General features: G+C 71.5%; 14 protein-coding genes. 12 read left to right on the top strand and 2 right to left on the bottom strand.

The genetic code is table 11. The features are described from left to right. Positions 1 to 108: 108 nt before the first annotated feature. The 3 genes from OG782_RS13580 (at position 109) to OG782_RS13570 (ending at position 3,348) form a co-directional block, all read left to right on the top strand. Positions 109 to 1,440 carry a nitrate/nitrite transporter gene (locus tag OG782_RS13580; protein WP_406450665.1) on the top strand — a complete coding sequence of 444 codons (1,332 nt, stop codon included), beginning with the start codon at positions 109 to 111 and terminating at the stop codon, positions 1,438 to 1,440. Between the two features lie 129 nt (positions 1,441 to 1,569). Beyond that, positions 1,570 to 2,712, top strand: coding sequence for a uroporphyrinogen-III synthase (locus tag OG782_RS13575; protein ID WP_406450663.1), 1,143 nt, complete (start codon positions 1,570 to 1,572; stop codon positions 2,710 to 2,712). Positions 2,713 to 2,763: 51 nt separating this feature from the next. Next, entirely contained in the window at positions 2,764 to 3,348 is a 585-nt protein-coding gene (locus OG782_RS13570) for a GNAT family N-acetyltransferase (protein WP_406450661.1), read from the top strand. Between the two features lie 13 nt (positions 3,349 to 3,361). On the opposite strand, the gene OG782_RS13565 is transcribed toward OG782_RS13570, so the two are convergent. Continuing rightward, positions 3,362 to 3,904, bottom strand: coding sequence for a GNAT family N-acetyltransferase (locus OG782_RS13565; protein ID WP_406450659.1), 543 nt, complete (start codon positions 3,902 to 3,904; stop codon positions 3,362 to 3,364). A 116-nt stretch (positions 3,905 to 4,020) separates the two neighbouring features. On the opposite strand from OG782_RS13565, the gene OG782_RS13560 reads away from it, so the two are divergent. The 6 genes from OG782_RS13560 to OG782_RS13535 all read left to right on the top strand — a co-directional run bounded on the left by OG782_RS13560 (position 4,021) and on the right by OG782_RS13535 (position 11,179). After that, entirely contained in the window at positions 4,021 to 4,653 is a 633-nt protein-coding gene (locus OG782_RS13560) for a CGNR zinc finger domain-containing protein (protein WP_406450657.1), read from the top strand. Positions 4,654 to 4,734: 81 nt separating this feature from the next. Further along, positions 4,735 to 5,328 (top strand): sigma-70 family RNA polymerase sigma factor, encoded by a 594-nt coding sequence (locus OG782_RS13555; RefSeq protein ID WP_406450655.1) that lies wholly within the window; start codon positions 4,735 to 4,737, stop codon positions 5,326 to 5,328. Next, positions 5,325 to 6,188, top strand: a complete 864-nt coding sequence (locus OG782_RS13550) for a zf-HC2 domain-containing protein (RefSeq protein ID WP_406450653.1) — start codon at positions 5,325 to 5,327, stop codon at positions 6,186 to 6,188. Before OG782_RS13555 ends, OG782_RS13550 begins: the two co-directional genes overlap by 4 nt. Positions 6,189 to 6,327: 139 nt before the next feature. Further along, positions 6,328 to 8,706: a HelD family protein gene (locus OG782_RS13545; RefSeq protein WP_406450651.1), complete on the top strand. Its 2,379-nt coding sequence runs from the start codon at positions 6,328 to 6,330 to the stop codon at positions 8,704 to 8,706. Positions 8,707 to 9,121: 415 nt separating this feature from the next. Beyond that, complete coding sequence (locus OG782_RS13540) at positions 9,122 to 10,555, top strand: NAD-dependent malic enzyme (protein ID WP_406450649.1); 1,434 nt, start codon at positions 9,122 to 9,124, stop codon at positions 10,553 to 10,555. 342 nt (positions 10,556 to 10,897) lie between these two features. After that, positions 10,898 to 11,179, top strand: coding sequence for an HU family DNA-binding protein (locus OG782_RS13535; protein ID WP_003968811.1), 282 nt, complete (start codon positions 10,898 to 10,900; stop codon positions 11,177 to 11,179). A 139-nt stretch (positions 11,180 to 11,318) separates the two neighbouring features. On the opposite strand, the gene murA is transcribed toward OG782_RS13535, so the two are convergent. Further along, positions 11,319 to 12,659 carry a UDP-N-acetylglucosamine 1-carboxyvinyltransferase gene (gene murA, locus OG782_RS13530; RefSeq protein WP_406450648.1) on the bottom strand — a complete coding sequence of 447 codons (1,341 nt, stop codon included), beginning with the start codon at positions 12,657 to 12,659 and terminating at the stop codon, positions 11,319 to 11,321. 274 nt (positions 12,660 to 12,933) lie between these two features. On the opposite strand from murA, the gene OG782_RS13525 reads away from it, so the two are divergent. The 3 genes from OG782_RS13525 to OG782_RS13515 all read left to right on the top strand — a co-directional run bounded on the left by OG782_RS13525 (position 12,934) and on the right by OG782_RS13515 (position 15,350). Beyond that, entirely contained in the window at positions 12,934 to 13,494 is a 561-nt protein-coding gene (locus OG782_RS13525; RefSeq protein WP_356319237.1) for a YqgE/AlgH family protein, read from the top strand. A gap of 29 nt (positions 13,495 to 13,523) precedes the next feature. Beyond that, positions 13,524 to 13,817 (top strand): DUF3039 domain-containing protein, encoded by a 294-nt coding sequence (locus OG782_RS13520; protein WP_072484142.1) that lies wholly within the window; start codon positions 13,524 to 13,526, stop codon positions 13,815 to 13,817. Positions 13,818 to 14,045: 228 nt separating this feature from the next. Beyond that, positions 14,046 to 15,350 carry an extracellular solute-binding protein gene (locus OG782_RS13515; protein ID WP_406450645.1) on the top strand — a complete coding sequence of 435 codons (1,305 nt, stop codon included), beginning with the start codon at positions 14,046 to 14,048 and terminating at the stop codon, positions 15,348 to 15,350.

Here is a 15,350-nt window from a genome sequence, read left to right as displayed (position 1 = left end):
CCGGCCCGGTGAGAGCAAGGTTGCGCACCGGTCACCTCGCAGCACCACGCCGAAACGCGGGCTCCCTAGCGTCGGGGACAACACCCCGACCACCCGTGGAGGCGCGTGATGGCTGGCCGTTGGATCGAGCAGTGGGATCCCGAGGACGAGACGTTCTGGCGGGAGAAGGGCGAGCGGATCGCCCGCCGCAACCTCTGGTTCTCCGTACTCTCCGAGCACATCGGCTTCTCGGTCTGGACCCTGTGGTCGGTGATGGTCCTGTTCATGGGACCGGAGTACGGGGTGGACCCGGCCGGGAAGTTCTTCCTGATCTCCACCGCGACCCTGGTCGGAGCCGTGGTGCGGGTGCCGTACACCTTCGCGGTGGCCCGGTTCGGCGGGCGCAACTGGACCGTGTTCAGCGCGCTCACCCTGCTGGTGCCGACGGCCGCCGCCTTCGTGGTGATGAAGCCGGGGACCCCGTACGCCACCTTCCTGGCCGTGGCCGCGCTGACCGGTGTCGGAGGCGGCAACTTCGCCTCGTCGATGACGAACATCAACGCCTTCTTCCCGCTGCGCAAGAAGGGCTGGGCGCTCGGGCTCAACGCGGGCGGCGGCAACATCGGCGTGCCCGTCGTGCAGCTCGCCGGGCTGCTGGTGATCGGGACCGCCGGCGCGATGCACCCGCGGATCGTGCTCGGCGCGTACATTCCGCTGATCATCGTCGCCGCGCTGTGCGCCGCGTACTTCATGGACAACCTGGCGCCGGTGCAGAACGACACCGGGGCGGCCCGGGAGGCGGTGCGCGACCCGCACACCTGGATCATGTCGGTGCTCTACATCGGCACCTTCGGCTCCTTCATCGGCTACAGCTTCGCCTTCGGGCTCGTCCTGCAGACCCAGTTCGGCCGGACCCCGCTGCAAGCGGCCTCGCTCACCTTCATCGGCCCGCTGCTCGGGTCGCTGATCCGGCCCGTCGGCGGCCTGCTGGCCGACCGGTACGGCGGCGCCCGCATCACTCTCGCCAACTTCGCCGCGATGGCCGTCGCCACCGCAGTCGTCGTGTACGCCTCCGGCACCGAGTCGCTCACCGTGTTCCTCATCGGCTTCACCGCCCTGTTCGTCCTGACCGGGCTCGGCAACGGATCGACGTACAAGATGATCCCGGGCATCTTCCACGCCAAGGCGATCGCGCAGGGGCTGCGCGGCGAGGAGGCCGCGGCGCAGGGGCGGCGGCTGTCCGGGGCGGCGATGGGACTCATCGGTGCGGTCGGGGCGCTCGGCGGGCTCGGGATCAACCTCGCCTTCCGCCAGTCCTTCCAGACCTCGGGCGCCGGAACGGCGGCCTTCTGGTCCTTCCTCGTCTTCTACGGGGTGTGTTCCGTACTCACCTGGGCGGTATACCTTCGCCGCACCGTGGCCGTCCCGGCGAAGCCCCGGCTCAGCCATGCCGAGGTGTGATGACGGACATGCGGTGGCGGGCGACGTAACGAGCGGGAAATACGGTGGAACCGGGCCTGTCACGCATCGTTGGCAGGCTCGGTCCTCCGCATCATTGAGCAGCAGCGGGACGAGAGCCGGGTAGACCATATGCACGACGACGAACAGCACGGGCCGCTGGCGGGTTTCACGGTCGGGGTCACCGCCGCGCGCCGGGCGGAGGAGCTCGGCACGCTGCTGCGCAGGCGGGGTGCCACCGTGGTGCACGCGCCGGCCCTGCGGATCGTGCCGCTCGCCGACGACAGCGAACTGCTCGCCGCCACCAAGGAACTCATCGACAGCGTCCCCGACGTGGTCGTCGCCACCACCGCGATCGGCTTCCGGGGCTGGATCGAGGCCGCCGACGGCTGGGGGATCGGCGGCCAGCTGCTGGAGCGGCTGCGCGGGGTCGAGCTGCTGGCCCGCGGCCCCAAGGTCAAGGGCGCGGTCCGTGCCGCCGGGCTGACCGAGGCCTGGTCGCCCGCGTCGGAGTCCATGGCGGAGGTGCTGGAGCGCCTTCTCGAGGAGGGTGTCGAGGGCCGGCGCATCGCCCTCCAGCTGCACGGCGAACCCCTCCCCGGCTTCGTGGAGTCCCTGCGGGCGGCCGGCGGCGAGGTCGTCGGCGTCCCCGTCTACCGCTGGATGCCGCCCGAGGACATCGCGCCGCTGGACCGCCTCCTCGATCTGACCGTCGCCCGCGGCCTGGACGCGCTCACGTTCACCAGCGCCCCGGCGGCGGCCTCGCTGCTGGGCCGGGCCGAGGTGCGCGGAATGCTGTCCGAGCTCATGAGCGCCCTGCAGGGCGACGTCGTCTCGGCCTGCGTCGGGCCGGTCACCGCACTGCCGTTGCAGGCCCGCGGGATCGACACCGTCCAGCCGGAGCGCTTCCGGCTCGGCCCGCTCGTCCAGCTGATCTGCCGCGAACTGCCCGCGCGGGCCCGGACGCTGCCCATCGCCGGGCACCGGGTCGAGATCCGCGGCCACGCCGTCCTGGTGGACGACGAACTGCGCGCGGTGCCGCCGGCCGGCATGGCCCTGATGCACACCCTGGCCCGCAGGCCCGGCTGGGTGGTGGCCCGCGCCGACCTGCTGCGCGCCCTGCCCGGCAGCGGTACGGACGAGCACGCGGTGGAGACGGCCATGGCCCGGCTGCGGACCGCCCTCGGGGCGCCCCGGCTGATCCAGACGGTCGTCAAGCGCGGCTACCGGCTGGCCCTGGACCCGGCGGCGGACGCCAAGTACGCCGACTCCTGAACCCCCGGCAGGGGCGTGCGCACGGCTCTGGCCTGCGGATACGGTGGGGAGATGATGCCTGACACCCACCACCTCGACACGGAGGTACGACTCCGTCCCGCGGCCGCCGGCGACGCCGCCGCCCTGGCCGCAGCGCTGGTCCGCAGCCGTACGTACATGCGGCCCTGGGAGCCCGAGCGGCCCGACACCTTCTACACCGAGCAGGGGCAGAGCGAGCGGCTGGCCGGCCTGCTGGCGGACCGCGACGCGGGACGTGCGATGCCCTGGGTGCTCTGCGACGCGCAGGACCGGGCGATCGGTGCCTTCACCCTCAACGCCGTCGCGCTCGGCCCGTTCCGCAGCGCCACCCTCGGCTACTGGGTGGACGTGGACCACGCGGGCCGCGGCCTCGCCACCGCGGCGGTGCGCAGGATCTGCGAACTGGCTCGGGACGAGCTGCTGTTGCACCGCGTCGAGGCGGGGACGGTGCTGGACAACGCGGCCTCGCAGCGGGTGCTCGCCAAGTGCGGCTTCGAGCAGTTCGGCACGGCCCCGCGTTATCTCCACATCAACGGTGAGTGGCGCGACCACGCCCTCTTCCAGCGCATCCTGCACAACGGCCCGGTGACCGGGCAGCCGGCCGGGTCCGGAGCCTGAAGGGGCTGCCGGGTCAGCCCGCCCGGCGCTCGTGGCGGTGGCCGTCCAGGGGCCACGGCGGGCGGGCCGGCAGCACTTCCGCGAAGCCGTAACCGGTCTTCTCCGCCACCCGGCACGAGGCCTCGTTGTCCCCCCGGTGCAGCAGGTCGAGCCGGACGAGCCCGTCCCCGGCGAACGCCGTGAACGCCCAGCCCGTGAGGGCTTCGAGAGCCTGCACGGCGATGCCGCGGCCACGGGCGGGCGCCGCCGTCCAGTAGCCCACCTCGGCCGAACCCGAGCCGGGTGCGGGGAACTTCAGGGTGACGTGGCCGACCGGCCCGTCCCCGCTCGCCGTGTCCACGACGGCGAAGCCGTACCGCAGGCCGGTCGTCCGGCCCTCCTCCTGCACCCGCAGCCACCGTTCCGCCGTGGCCTCGTCCGTCACCTGGGTGTGCAGCCCGGACCGCATCGCCGGGTCGCGGTAGGCGTCGAGCAACGCCGGGAGATCGTCATACAGCCACGGCCGGAGCAGGAGGGGGCCCGCCACGACGGTGGCGGTGCGCAGTGCGGCGTTCATCCGGACACCGTACGAGGGCGGCCGCCACGGCCCGCACGGCGGCAGGGGTTACGGGCGGCGGGCGCGGCGGGCACTCTGGTGGGGGACATCGGCCGGATCAAGGCGGTGGCATGCGCATGGCAACGCGCAAGGACTCGTGCGACTGGCGGTTCGACTCCGGGCGGCTCTGCCTGGACCTGGTGGCGACCGGGACCGGGAGCTCCGGCGCCCCCGATCCGCTGGAGAGGCCCGAGCGGCTCGCCGGCTGGCTGGTGGCCGCCGGAGCCGTACCGCGGGGCACCCGGCTCGACGCCGTGGACGACGGCTGGCTCGTGCTCTTCCGGCAGCTGAGGACCGCCGTCGACCGGCTGCTGACCGCACAGCTCGGCGGGCGCGCGGCGGGGGGCGCACTGGAACGCGTCAACGTACTCGCCGCCGCCGCGCCCCCCGGCCTGTGCGCCGTGCGCGCCGGGAACGGCTCACTGGTCCGCGCGCTGAGCACCGAACCCCACTGCGGGGCCCTGCTGGCCGCCGTGGCGCGCGACGCGGTGGAGCTCCTCACCGACCCGGTGGCCCTGGCCGGGCTGCGCCGCTGCGAGGGCGACAACTGCCGCCGCCTCTACCTGGACACCTCACGCGGCCGGCGCCGGCGCTGGTGCTCCAGCGAGGTCTGCGGCAACCGCGAACGGGTCGCCCGGCACCGCCGCCGCAACGCGGACCCGGCCGGCCGCGCCCCGGAACGGGGACGCCCGCAACCACCGGAGCCGTAAAGAATCCCGGCCGCCACTGAATGGATCGCCCCGCAGCCCCGTACCGATGGCCAAGGAGCTCAACAGGGTCTCGACCGGGAGGTGCGGGTGCGCAAGGATGCGGCCGTGGCCGATGACCGTCCGCGCAGGGCTCGACATCGCAGTGAGCCGCCCCCGTCCCTCTCCGACGTCCCCGACGAGGAGCTGATGCGGGCGCTCTACCGCGAACACGCCGGACCTCTGCTCGCGTACGTCCTGCGCCTCGTCGCCGGCGACCGACAGCGCGCCGAGGACGTGGTGCAGGAAACACTCATCCGTGCCTGGAAGAACGCCGGTTCGCTCAACAGGGCCACCGGTTCCGTCCGGCCCTGGCTGGTGACGGTCGCCCGGCGCATCGTCATCGATGGCCACCGCAGTCGGCAGGCCCGGCCGCACGAGGTCGACCCGTCGCCGCTGGAGGTCATTCCCGCGGAGGACGAGATCGACAAGGCGCTGTGGCTGATGACGCTCTCGGACGCGCTCGACGATTTGACCCCCGCCCACCGGGAAGCATTGGTCGAGACCTACTTCAAGGGCCGTACGGTCAACGAGGCGGCCGAGGTGCTCGGCATTCCCAGTGGCACGGTGCGCTCCCGGGTCTTCTACGCACTGCGCTCGATGAAGCTCGCACTCCAGGAGAGGGGGATCACGGCATGAGCGACCACGAGTGGGAGCCCTTCGGGCCCCGGCCGGCCGGTCCCTCCCGTCCCGGCGGGTCCGGCGGCCGCTTCATCCCCGCCGCCCCCACCGGCCCGGCCGGCGAGGACGGGCACGATGCCGCGGGCGCGTACGTCCTGGGCGTCCTGGACGACGCGGAGGCCGCCGCCTTCGAGGCGCATCTGGCGGGCTGCGCCCGCTGCGCCGCGCATCTCGACGAGTTCGCCGGGATGGAGCCGATGCTCGCGATGCTCGCCGAGTCCCCGGCCCCCGTTCCGGGTGCCCGGCCGCTCCCGCACGTCCCGGCGCCGCCCGCGCCCCGGGTGCTCGGCCGGCTGATCGACGAGGTCGCGGTCAAGCGCGCCCGGCGCACCCGGCGCACCCGGTACCTGGTGGCGGCGGCAGCGGCCCTGATCATCGGCGGACCGGTGGCCGCGGTGCTGGCCACCGGCAACCGCCCGGCCCCGGTGGAGGCGGCCGGTCCGCACCCCACCGGCCCCGCCGAGGACGCCTTCTTCCACCACATGAAGGAGAAGGTGCGGGCGACCGACCCGGCCACCGGGGTCGATGCCACGATCGGCATGGAGCCGAAGGCCTGGGGCACGCACACGGTCCTGGAGCTGAAGAACGTGAAGGGCCCGCAGAAGTGCCGCCTGATCGCGGTCTCGAAGACCGGCGAGGAGGAGATCGTCACCTCCTGGTCGGTACCGCGATGGGGATACGGCATCGGGAACTCCACCCACCCCGCGGCCAGGTACCCGCTCTACGTCCACGGCGGGGCCGCGATGGCCCGCGCCGACATCGACCACTTCGAGGTCCGTACGTTCGACGGCAAGCGGCTGGTGAGCGTCGGCGCATAGGGCCGTTCGCCGGACCGCCGTCCGCCCCGACACGCAATCGATATCCCGGCGCGCGAGATCGATACCTTCGGCAGGTGCGCGAAGGCCCCCCTTCGCATAGGGTTGACGGCTGCCCAGTGCACGTCAGAAGGGGGCCTCGGTGGCCGCGCAGGATGCCGCTGTCGATTCGTTGCGGGACCGGGAAATCGGTGTCGAGCAGGAACATCTCGACCGTGTTTACCACCGCCTCGAGGAGAAGATCCACGAGGCGGAATTTCTCATGAACGACGCCGTGAAACGCGGCCAGGTGGGTACACCGGGGGCGCTCGCCGAGCGGGACGCCCAGGTGTTCCGCGCCGGAATTCACCTCAACCGGCTGAACAGCGAGTTCGAGGACTTCCTCTTCGGGAGGATCGACCTGCTGCTCGGCAAGGACGGTGTGCGCGGCCCGGACGGCGCGTTCACCTCCGTCGAGCCGGCCGAGGACGTCGTGCGGGAGGACGGCGGCGCCGATATCGCCGAGACGCTGCACATCGGCCGCATAGGGGTCCTCGACTCCGACTACGCGCCGCTGGTCATCGACTGGCGGGCCCCGGCGGCCGCGCCGTTCTACCGGTCGACGCCGAAGGAACCGGGCAGGGTGGTGCGCCGCCGGGTCATCCGCTCCAAGGGCCGCAGGGTCCTGGGGGTCGAGGACGACCTGATGCGCCCCGAACTGACCGCGTACCTGGGCGGCGACAAGCTCCCCGTCATCGGCGACGGCGCGCTGATGGCGGCGCTCGGGCAGGCCCGCAGCCACACCATGCGGGACATCGTCTCCTCGATCCAGGCCGAGCAGGACCTGGTGATCAGGGCGCCCGCCGCCTCGGTCACCGAGGTCTCCGGCGGCCCCGGCACCGGCAAGACGGCGGTCGCCCTGCACCGCGCCGCGTATCTGCTCTACCAGGACCGGCGGCGGTACGCGGGCGGCATCCTCGTCGTCTCGCCGACGCCGCTGCTGGTCTCGTACACCGAAGGGGTGCTGCCCTCGCTCGGCGAGGAGGGCCAGGTCGCGATCCGTGCGGTCGGCTCGCTGTCCGACGAGGCGGCCGGCATCGAGGGCGCCACCACCTACGACGAACCGGCCGTCGCCCGGATCAAGGGCTCTTCCCGGATGCTCCACGTGCTGCGCAAGGCTGCCCGCGGAGCGCTGGAGACGCCCGGTCACCGGCCGGCGGCCCAGGAGGGGCAGCTGGCGTTCGGGGAGGCCGACGAGGCCCCCCGGGAGACCGGCACCCCCACCCGGCTCAGGGTGGTGGCCTTCGGCGCCCGCGTCGAACTGCACGAGGACGAGCTCCGCCGCATCCGCAACAACGTCCTGGGCGGCACCGCACCGGTCAACCTGCTCCGCCCGCGCGCCCGCAAGCTGCTGCTCGACGCGCTGTGGAACAGGTCGTCGGGCCGGGGCCGCTACACCGATCAGGAGCTCGCGGCCGAACTGCGCTCGTCGTTCGACGAGGACGTCTCCACGGAGACGCCGTTCATCGAGTTCCTGAACGCCTGGTGGCCCGAGCTCACCCCGCGCGGGGTGCTCGCGGCGATGGCCGACGAGAAGCGGCTCGGCCGGTGGGCGCGCCGGACCCTCAACCAGGGCGAGGTGCGCCGGCTGGCCCGCTCCCTGAAGCGGCTCGACGCCGAGGGCAAGGGGGCGCTGTCCGTCCACGACGTGGCGATCCTCGACGAGTTGCAGACGCTGCTCGGCGCCCCGCCCCGGCCCAGGCGCAAGCGCGAGTTCGATCCGCTGGACCAGCTCACCGGTCTGGAGGAGCTGATGCCGCAGCGCGAGGAGACCCAGTGGGAGCGGGCCGAGCGGCTCGCGGCGGAGCGCACGGAGTACGCGCACGTCATCGTCGACGAGGCGCAGGACCTCACGCCCATGCAGTGGCGGATGGTCGGCCGCCGCGGCCGGCACGCCACCTGGACGATCGTCGGTGACCCGGCGCAGTCCTCCTGGTCGGACCCTGACGAGGCGTCGGCGGCCCGCGACGAGGCGCTGGGCAACCGTCCGCGCCGTCACTTCACGCTGACCGTGAACTACCGCAACCCGGCGGAGATCGCCGAGCTGGCGGCCAAGGTCCTCGCCCTGGCGATGCCCGGCATGGAGTCACCGGCCGCGGTCCGCTCCACGGGCGTCGTGCCGCGCTTCGAGACCGTGCGCGACGGCGATCTGGCCGGGGCCGTGCGCGAGGAGGCGCGACGGCTGCTCGGCGAGGTGGACGGCACGGTCGGTGTAGTCGTCGCGATGAACCGGCGCACGCAGGCGCGCGCCTGGCTCGCGGAGCTGGGCGAGCGCGTGGTGGCGCTGGGCAGCCTGGAGGCGAAGGGCCTGGAGTACGACGCCACGGTGGTCGTCTCGCCCGCGGAGATCGCGGACGAGTCCCCGGCGGGCCTGAGGGTGCTGTACGTGGCGCTGACACGGGCGACGCAGCAGCTCACCGTCGTCTCCGGGGAGCGGGACCTGCCGGACGAGGACGGGGTGCCGGACCTGCTCAGGGACTGACGCACGGCGCGCGGCGCAGGGGGACCGGGAGTCTTTTCCGGTCATCCTGCGCCACGGGAATCACTTCTCCGGGGTGTTTGTTAGCCTGGAGTCGGCACCGGCTCGATCCAAGCCCCCGGGCCCAACCTTCGTCGCTACGAGCGACCACTTGCCGCGAGGCGAGCATGGCGGGTCGGTGCCGTTGAACTGAAGAAGACAGACCCGCGTCACCCTCCGGTGGCGCGGGTCTGTTTTCGTTTGCGGGCCCGCCGGGGGTTCCGCTGGAACCCTCAAATCTCGTATGGTGGAAAACAGTTTCCGGAGAGTGGCAGTCATTACCGGCTACTCACCGGTAGGTGCGAATATCGGAAGGCGTGTCCGGAGCGACAGTTCCGGCCGTATAGCAATGAAGCTAAGGAAAGCGAAGGACTCGGCCATGGCAACGGCGCCCAGCGTCTCGTACTCGATGACGGTCAGGCTGGAGGTGCCCGCGAGCGGCACAGCGGTCTCCCAGCTCACCACGGCCGTGGAGTCCTCCGGCGGTTCGGTCACCGGCCTCGATGTGACCGCTTCCGGCCACGAGAAGCTGCGGATCGACGTCACGATCGCCGCATCCTCCACCTCGCACGCCGATGAGATCGTCGAAGGTCTGCGTGACATCGAGGGCGTCGTCCTCGGCAAGGTCTCCGACCGTACGTTCCTCATGCACCTCGGCGGCAAGATCGAGATGCAGTCGAAGCATCCCATCCGCAACCGTGACGACCTCTCGATGATCTACACCCCGGGTGTGGCCCGGGTCTGCATGGCGATCGCCGAGAACCCCGAGGACGCCCGCCGCCTCACCATCAAGCGCAACTCCGTCGCAGTCGTGACGGACGGCTCGGCGGTGCTCGGCCTCGGCAACATCGGCCCGATGGCCGCCCTGCCGGTCATGGAGGGCAAGGCGGCCCTCTTCAAGCGCTTCGCCGGCATCGACGCCTGGCCCATCTGCCTGGACACCCAGGACACCGACGCCATCGTCGAGATCGTCAAGGCGATCGCCCCCGGGTTCGCGGGCATCAACCTGGAGGACATCTCCGCGCCGCGCTGCTTCGAGATCGAGGCCCGGCTGCGCGAGGCCCTGGACATCCCGGTCTTCCACGACGACCAGCACGGCACCGCCATCGTCGTCCTGGCCGCCCTGACCAACGCGCTGCGCGTGGTGGGCAAGGGCATCGGGGACGTGCGGGTCGTGATGTCCGGCGCCGGAGCGGCCGGTACGGCCATCCTGAAGCTGCTCATCGCCGCGGGCGTCAAGCACGCGGTCGTCGCCGACATCCACGGTGTGGTGCACGCCGGCCGCGAGGACCTGGTCTCCGCCGACGCCGACTCGCCGCTGCGCTGGATCGCCGACAACACCAACCCGGAGTCCGTCACGGGCACCCTCAAGCAGGCCGTCGTGGGCGCCGACGTCTTCATCGGCGTCTCGGCCCCGAACGTGCTGGACGGCGACGACGTCGCGGCCATGGCGGACGGTGCGATCGTGTTCGCGCTTGCGAACCCGGACCCCGAGGTCGACCCGGCGATCGCGCGTCTGACCGCGGCGGTCGTGGCCACCGGCCGCTCGGACTTCCCCAACCAGATCAACAACGTGCTGGTCTTCCCCGGGGTCTTCCGCGGCCTCCTGGACGCCCAGTCCCGGGCCGTCAACACGGACATGATGCTCGCCGCCGCGCGCGCCCTGGCCGGCGTCGTCGCCGAGGACGAGGTGAACGCGAACTACATCATCCCGTCGGTCTTCAACGACAAGGTCGCCGGTGCGGTCGCCGGAGCGGTCCGCGAGGCCGCCAGGGCCGCGGGCGCCGCTGTGACGGGTTCCACGTCCATCTGATGTCCGGCGCGTCGCGGGTCGCGGCGCCCCAAACGCCCCTTTAGGGTGGGCGGGCGACGCGTCCCGCGGAGCCCCGCATCCGTCGCGGACCGCTTTCGGGGAGTCGACGAGACGTCACCACGACGAGGCAGTGGTGCATTTCGTGTGACTCCGGAGGGTGCCGGATTGGCTTTCCCGCCGCAGGTGGGGGCAGGATGCTTTCCCAAGGACTTCGTCCGGGGGAGACCCCACGGGGCGCGAAGGTCTAAAAAACGGACCCGGGTCCGGGGACTGTCCGAGGGCCCTGGCAGCATCGGCTTCGATCTCACGCCTCACAGGCAAGAAGAACACGGGAGTAACGAAATGAACCGCAGTGAGCTGGTGGCCGCCCTGGCCGACCGCGCCGAGGTGACTCGCAAGGACGCCGACGCCGTGCTGGCCGCGCTCGCCGAGACCGTCGGTGAGATCGTCGCCAAGGGCGACGAGAAGGTCACCATCCCCGGTTTCCTGACCTTCGAGCGCACCCACCGTGCCGCTCGCACCGCTCGTAACCCGCAGACCGGCGACCCGATCAACATCCCGGCCGGCTACAGCGTGAAGGTCTCCGCGGGCTCGAAGCTCAAGGAAGCCGCCAAGGGCAAGTAACACCCCTGGGCACGACGAAGGGCGGTCACCCGACCAGGGTGGCCGCCCTTCGGCGTTCGGGCCGCACAGAGCCGTTCTGGGCCTCTGTGACGGGCACCGGGCCGGTTCCCGGAGGCGTGCCGCCCCCGGGAACCGGCTCTCAGACGAGTGAACCGCCCGGCAGCTCGACCTTGGCGCCGAGCTTCTCCAGCTTGTCCATGAAGTTCTCGTAGCCCCGGTTGATCAGGTCGATCCCGTGCACCCGGGACGTTCCCTGGGCCGCCAGCGCGGCGATCAGGTACGAGAAACCGCCGCGCAGGTCCGGGATGACCAGATCCGCGCCCTGGAGCTTCGTCGGCCCGGAGACGACCGCGGAGTGCAGGAAGTTGCGCTGGCCGAAGCGGCAGTCGCTGCCGCCCAGGCACTCGCGGTAGAGCTGGATGTGCGCGCCCATCTGGTTGAGCGCCGAGGTGAAGCCGAGCCGGGACTCGTACACCGTCTCGTGGACGATCGACAGGCCCGCGGCCTGCGTCAGCGCCACGACCAGCGGCTGCTGCCAGTCGGTCTGGAAGCCGGGGTGCACGTCCGTCTCCAGCGCGATGGCGTTCAGCGCGCCGCCCGGGTGCCAGAAGCGGATGCCCTCGTCGTCGATCTCGAAGGCGCCGCCGACCCGGCGGAAGGTGTTCAGGAACGTCATCATCGAACGCTGCTGGGCGCCGCGGACGTAGATGTTGCCCTCGGTCGCCAGCGCGGCGGACGCCCAGGAGGCGGCCTCCAGGCGGTCCGGGAGGGCCCGGTGCGTATAGCCGTCGAGCCGGTCGACACCGGTGATCCGGATGGTCCGGTCGGTGTCCATGGAGATGATCGCGCCCATCTTCTGCAGTACGCAGATGAGGTCCTCGATCTCCGGCTCCACGGCCGCGTTGGACAGCTCGGTGACACCCTCGGCGAGCACCGCGGTCAGCAGCACCTGCTCGGTGGAGCCCACCGACGGGTACGGCAGCCGGATCTTGGTGCCGCGCAGCCGCTGCGGGGCCTCCAGGTACTGGCCGTCCGCCCGCTTCTCGATCGTCGCGCCGAACTGGCGCAGCACGTCGAAGTGGAAGTCGATCGGCCGGCCGCCGATGTCGCAGCCGCCGAGGCCGGGGATGAACGCGTGCCCCAGCCGGTGCAGCAGCGGGCCGCAGAAGAGGATCGGGATGCGCGACGAGCCCGCGTGGGCGTCGATGTCGGCGACGTTCGCGCTCTCGACATGGGTGGGGTCCAGGACCAGCTCACCCGGTTCGTCACCCGGACGGACCGTCACGCCGTGCAGCTGGAGCAGCCCGCGCACCACCCGCACGTCACGGATGTCGGGCACGTTGCGCAGCCGGCTGGGCCCGCTGCCGAGCAGCGCGGCGACCATCGCCTTCGGCACCAGGTTCTTGGCGCCTCGGACGCGGATCTCGCCCTCCAGCGGGGTTCCGCCGTGGACAAGCAGGACATCGTCTGTGCCGGTCATGAATCTCGCGTTCCGGAGTGGTCGGGCAGGGGGCCAACCGAAAGGGTAATGGCCCGGCACCCCCCTTCCGTAAGAGAACGGGGGGAGTACGAACGTCATGAATCCGCCACAACACGCTCTGTGGCCACATCTTGCGGAGGGTTACCGTCCGGATGGACGGCCCGGCTGTGCGCTCCTTGTGCACCCGTGCGCCCTGAGCTGCGCTCGGGCACCCTGCGCGACGACCGGGTCACTTGGCCCCCGCGAAGGCCGAAGATGCGGGATCATTTCTGCCATGACCGAGGTGTCCTCGCTCACAGGGCGACTGCTCGTGGCCACACCCGCCCTCGCGGACCCGAATTTCGACCGCGCGGTGGTGCTGCTCCTCGACCACGACGAGGAGGGCTCACTCGGCGTTGTCCTGAACCGCCCGACGCCGGTCGGTGTCGGCGACATCCTCGCGTCCTGGGCGGAACTGACCGGTGAGCCGGACGTCGTCTTCCAGGGCGGACCCGTCTCGCTCGACTCGGCGCTCGGCGTGGCGGTGATCCCCGGCGACGAGGGTCCGCTGGGCTGGCGCCGGGTGTACGGGGCGATCGGCCTGGTCGACCTGGAGGCGCCCCCGGAGCTGCTGGCCGCGGCGCTCGGCTCGCTGCGGATCTTCGCCGGGTACGCCGGCTGGGGTCCGGGACAGCTGGAGACGGAGCTGTCGGAAGGCGCCTGGTACGTCGTCGAGTCGGAGCCCGGGGACGTGTCCTCGCCGCGGCCGGAGAGCCTCTGGCGGGCCGTCCTGCGCCGCCAGCGCAGCGAACTGGCCATGATCGCCACCTATCCGGACGACCCTTCGCTCAACTGATGGCCCGGCTTTCAGTACGCTTGGCGGTTATGAGCACTCTTGAGCCCGAGCGCGGGGCAGGTACCGGAACCCTCGTGGAGCCGACGCCGCAGGTGTCGAACGGCGACGGCGACCACGAGCGCTACGCCCATTACGTCCAGAAGGACAAGATCATGGCGAGCGCCCTGGAGGGCACTCCCGTGGTCGCGCTGTGCGGCAAGGTCTGGGTACCGGGGCGCGACCCCAAGAAGTACCCGGTGTGCCCCATGTGCAAGGAGATCTACGAGTCCATGGGCGCCGGCGGCGACAAGGACAAGGGCAAGGGCGGCAAGGACAAGAAGTAGCCCCACCCGCACAACGGAACGGCCCGGGAGAACCCCCGGGGCACGCGGCAGCGTGCCCCGGGGGTTCTTCGTCATGTGTGCGCGGCGGCGTTGCACTGGCTGCGTCCGCGCGTCACAGAGTGGTTGAGACCACTTGTCGGCGCCCTGGTCCGGACCTACTCTCCTGCAAGTTGTGCAGAACGAAACGAGCGTTGCACATGGTGCAACGCCTACCGGTAGGGGTTCCGGATGAAGCTTTCTGCCCGAATTGCCGTCCCGGCCGCGGCGCTCGTCCTGGCGGGTCTCACCGCCACCGCCTGTGCGCCGCAGACCTCCGACACCGGCGCCAAGGGGGACGAGAAGACCGGCACGTTACGCGTCTGGCTGTTCCAGGAGGTCGGCAACAAGCCCAAGGAGAAGGTCGTCGACGCCGCGGTCGCCGGCTTCCGCGAGGCCCACAAGGGCGCGAAGGTCGAGATCGAGTACATACCGGTCGAGACCCGCGCCCAGCGCGTCAAGGCCGCCTTCAACGACCCCGGGAGCGCCCCCGACCTCATCGAGTACGGCAACACGGACACCGCCGGCTACGTCAAGGACGGCGGACTGGCCGATGTGGGCGCGGAGTTCGACGCCTGGGACGACGCCGAGGACACCGACCCGACCGCCCGGCAGTCCGTGACCGTCGGCGGCAAGGTCTACGGCGCCCCGCTCTTCGTCGGCGTACGGGCGCTGTACTACCGCACCGACGTCTTCGAGGAGCTGGGGATCCCGGCGCCCAGGTCCCAGGCCGGACTGATCTCCACCGCACGGAAGATCCACAAGAAGAGGCCGGACCTGTACGGACTCGCGGTCGGCGGCGCGTACACCTACGGAGCGATGCCGTTCATCTGGGCCAACGGCGGGAAACTGGCCGAGGGGAGCGGTTCCGCGTACAAGTCGGCCATCAACAGCGAGAAGGCCCGCAAGGGCATCGCGGCCTACACCTCGCTCTTCGGCGACACCAACTGCCCGGCCGCCAAGTGCGCCGCCATGGGCGGCAACGCGACCGTCACCGCCTTCGCCTCCGGCAAGGCCGCCATGGCCATCGGCGGCGACTTCAGCCACGCCGCCGTCGAGGCGGGCACGGTGAAGGGGAAGTACGCGGTGGTGCCGCTGCCGGGCGTGGCCGAGGGCTCCGTCGCCCCGGCGTTCGCGGGCGGCAACAACATCGGCGTACTGAGGAGCAGCAGGCACCGCACCCTGGCCGTCGGCCTGATGAAGGCGCTGACCGGCAAGCGGACCCAGGCGAAGATGTTCGACGCGATGGGCTTCCTGCCGACGTACACGGACGTACGGGCCGAGGCCGCGAAGCGGGAGCCGTTCGTCGAACCGTTCGTCAGGACGCTCGGCGCGGGTGCCGAGTTCGTTCCGGCGTCACCGGCCTGGGGGCAGATCGACTCCTCGCTGATCCTGCCGACGATGTTCCAGGAGATCGTCAGCGGCCGTAAGGACGTGGCGAAGGCCTCGGACGACGCGGCGAAGAAGATGGACGCGGCGTTCGCCGACGCGGGCTGA

The organism is Streptomyces sp. NBC_00876, from assembly GCF_045207435.1.
Taxonomy (GTDB): Bacteria; Actinomycetota; Actinomycetes; order Streptomycetales; family Streptomycetaceae; genus Streptomyces.
This window is presented reverse-complemented; position numbering and strand designations above follow the sequence as displayed.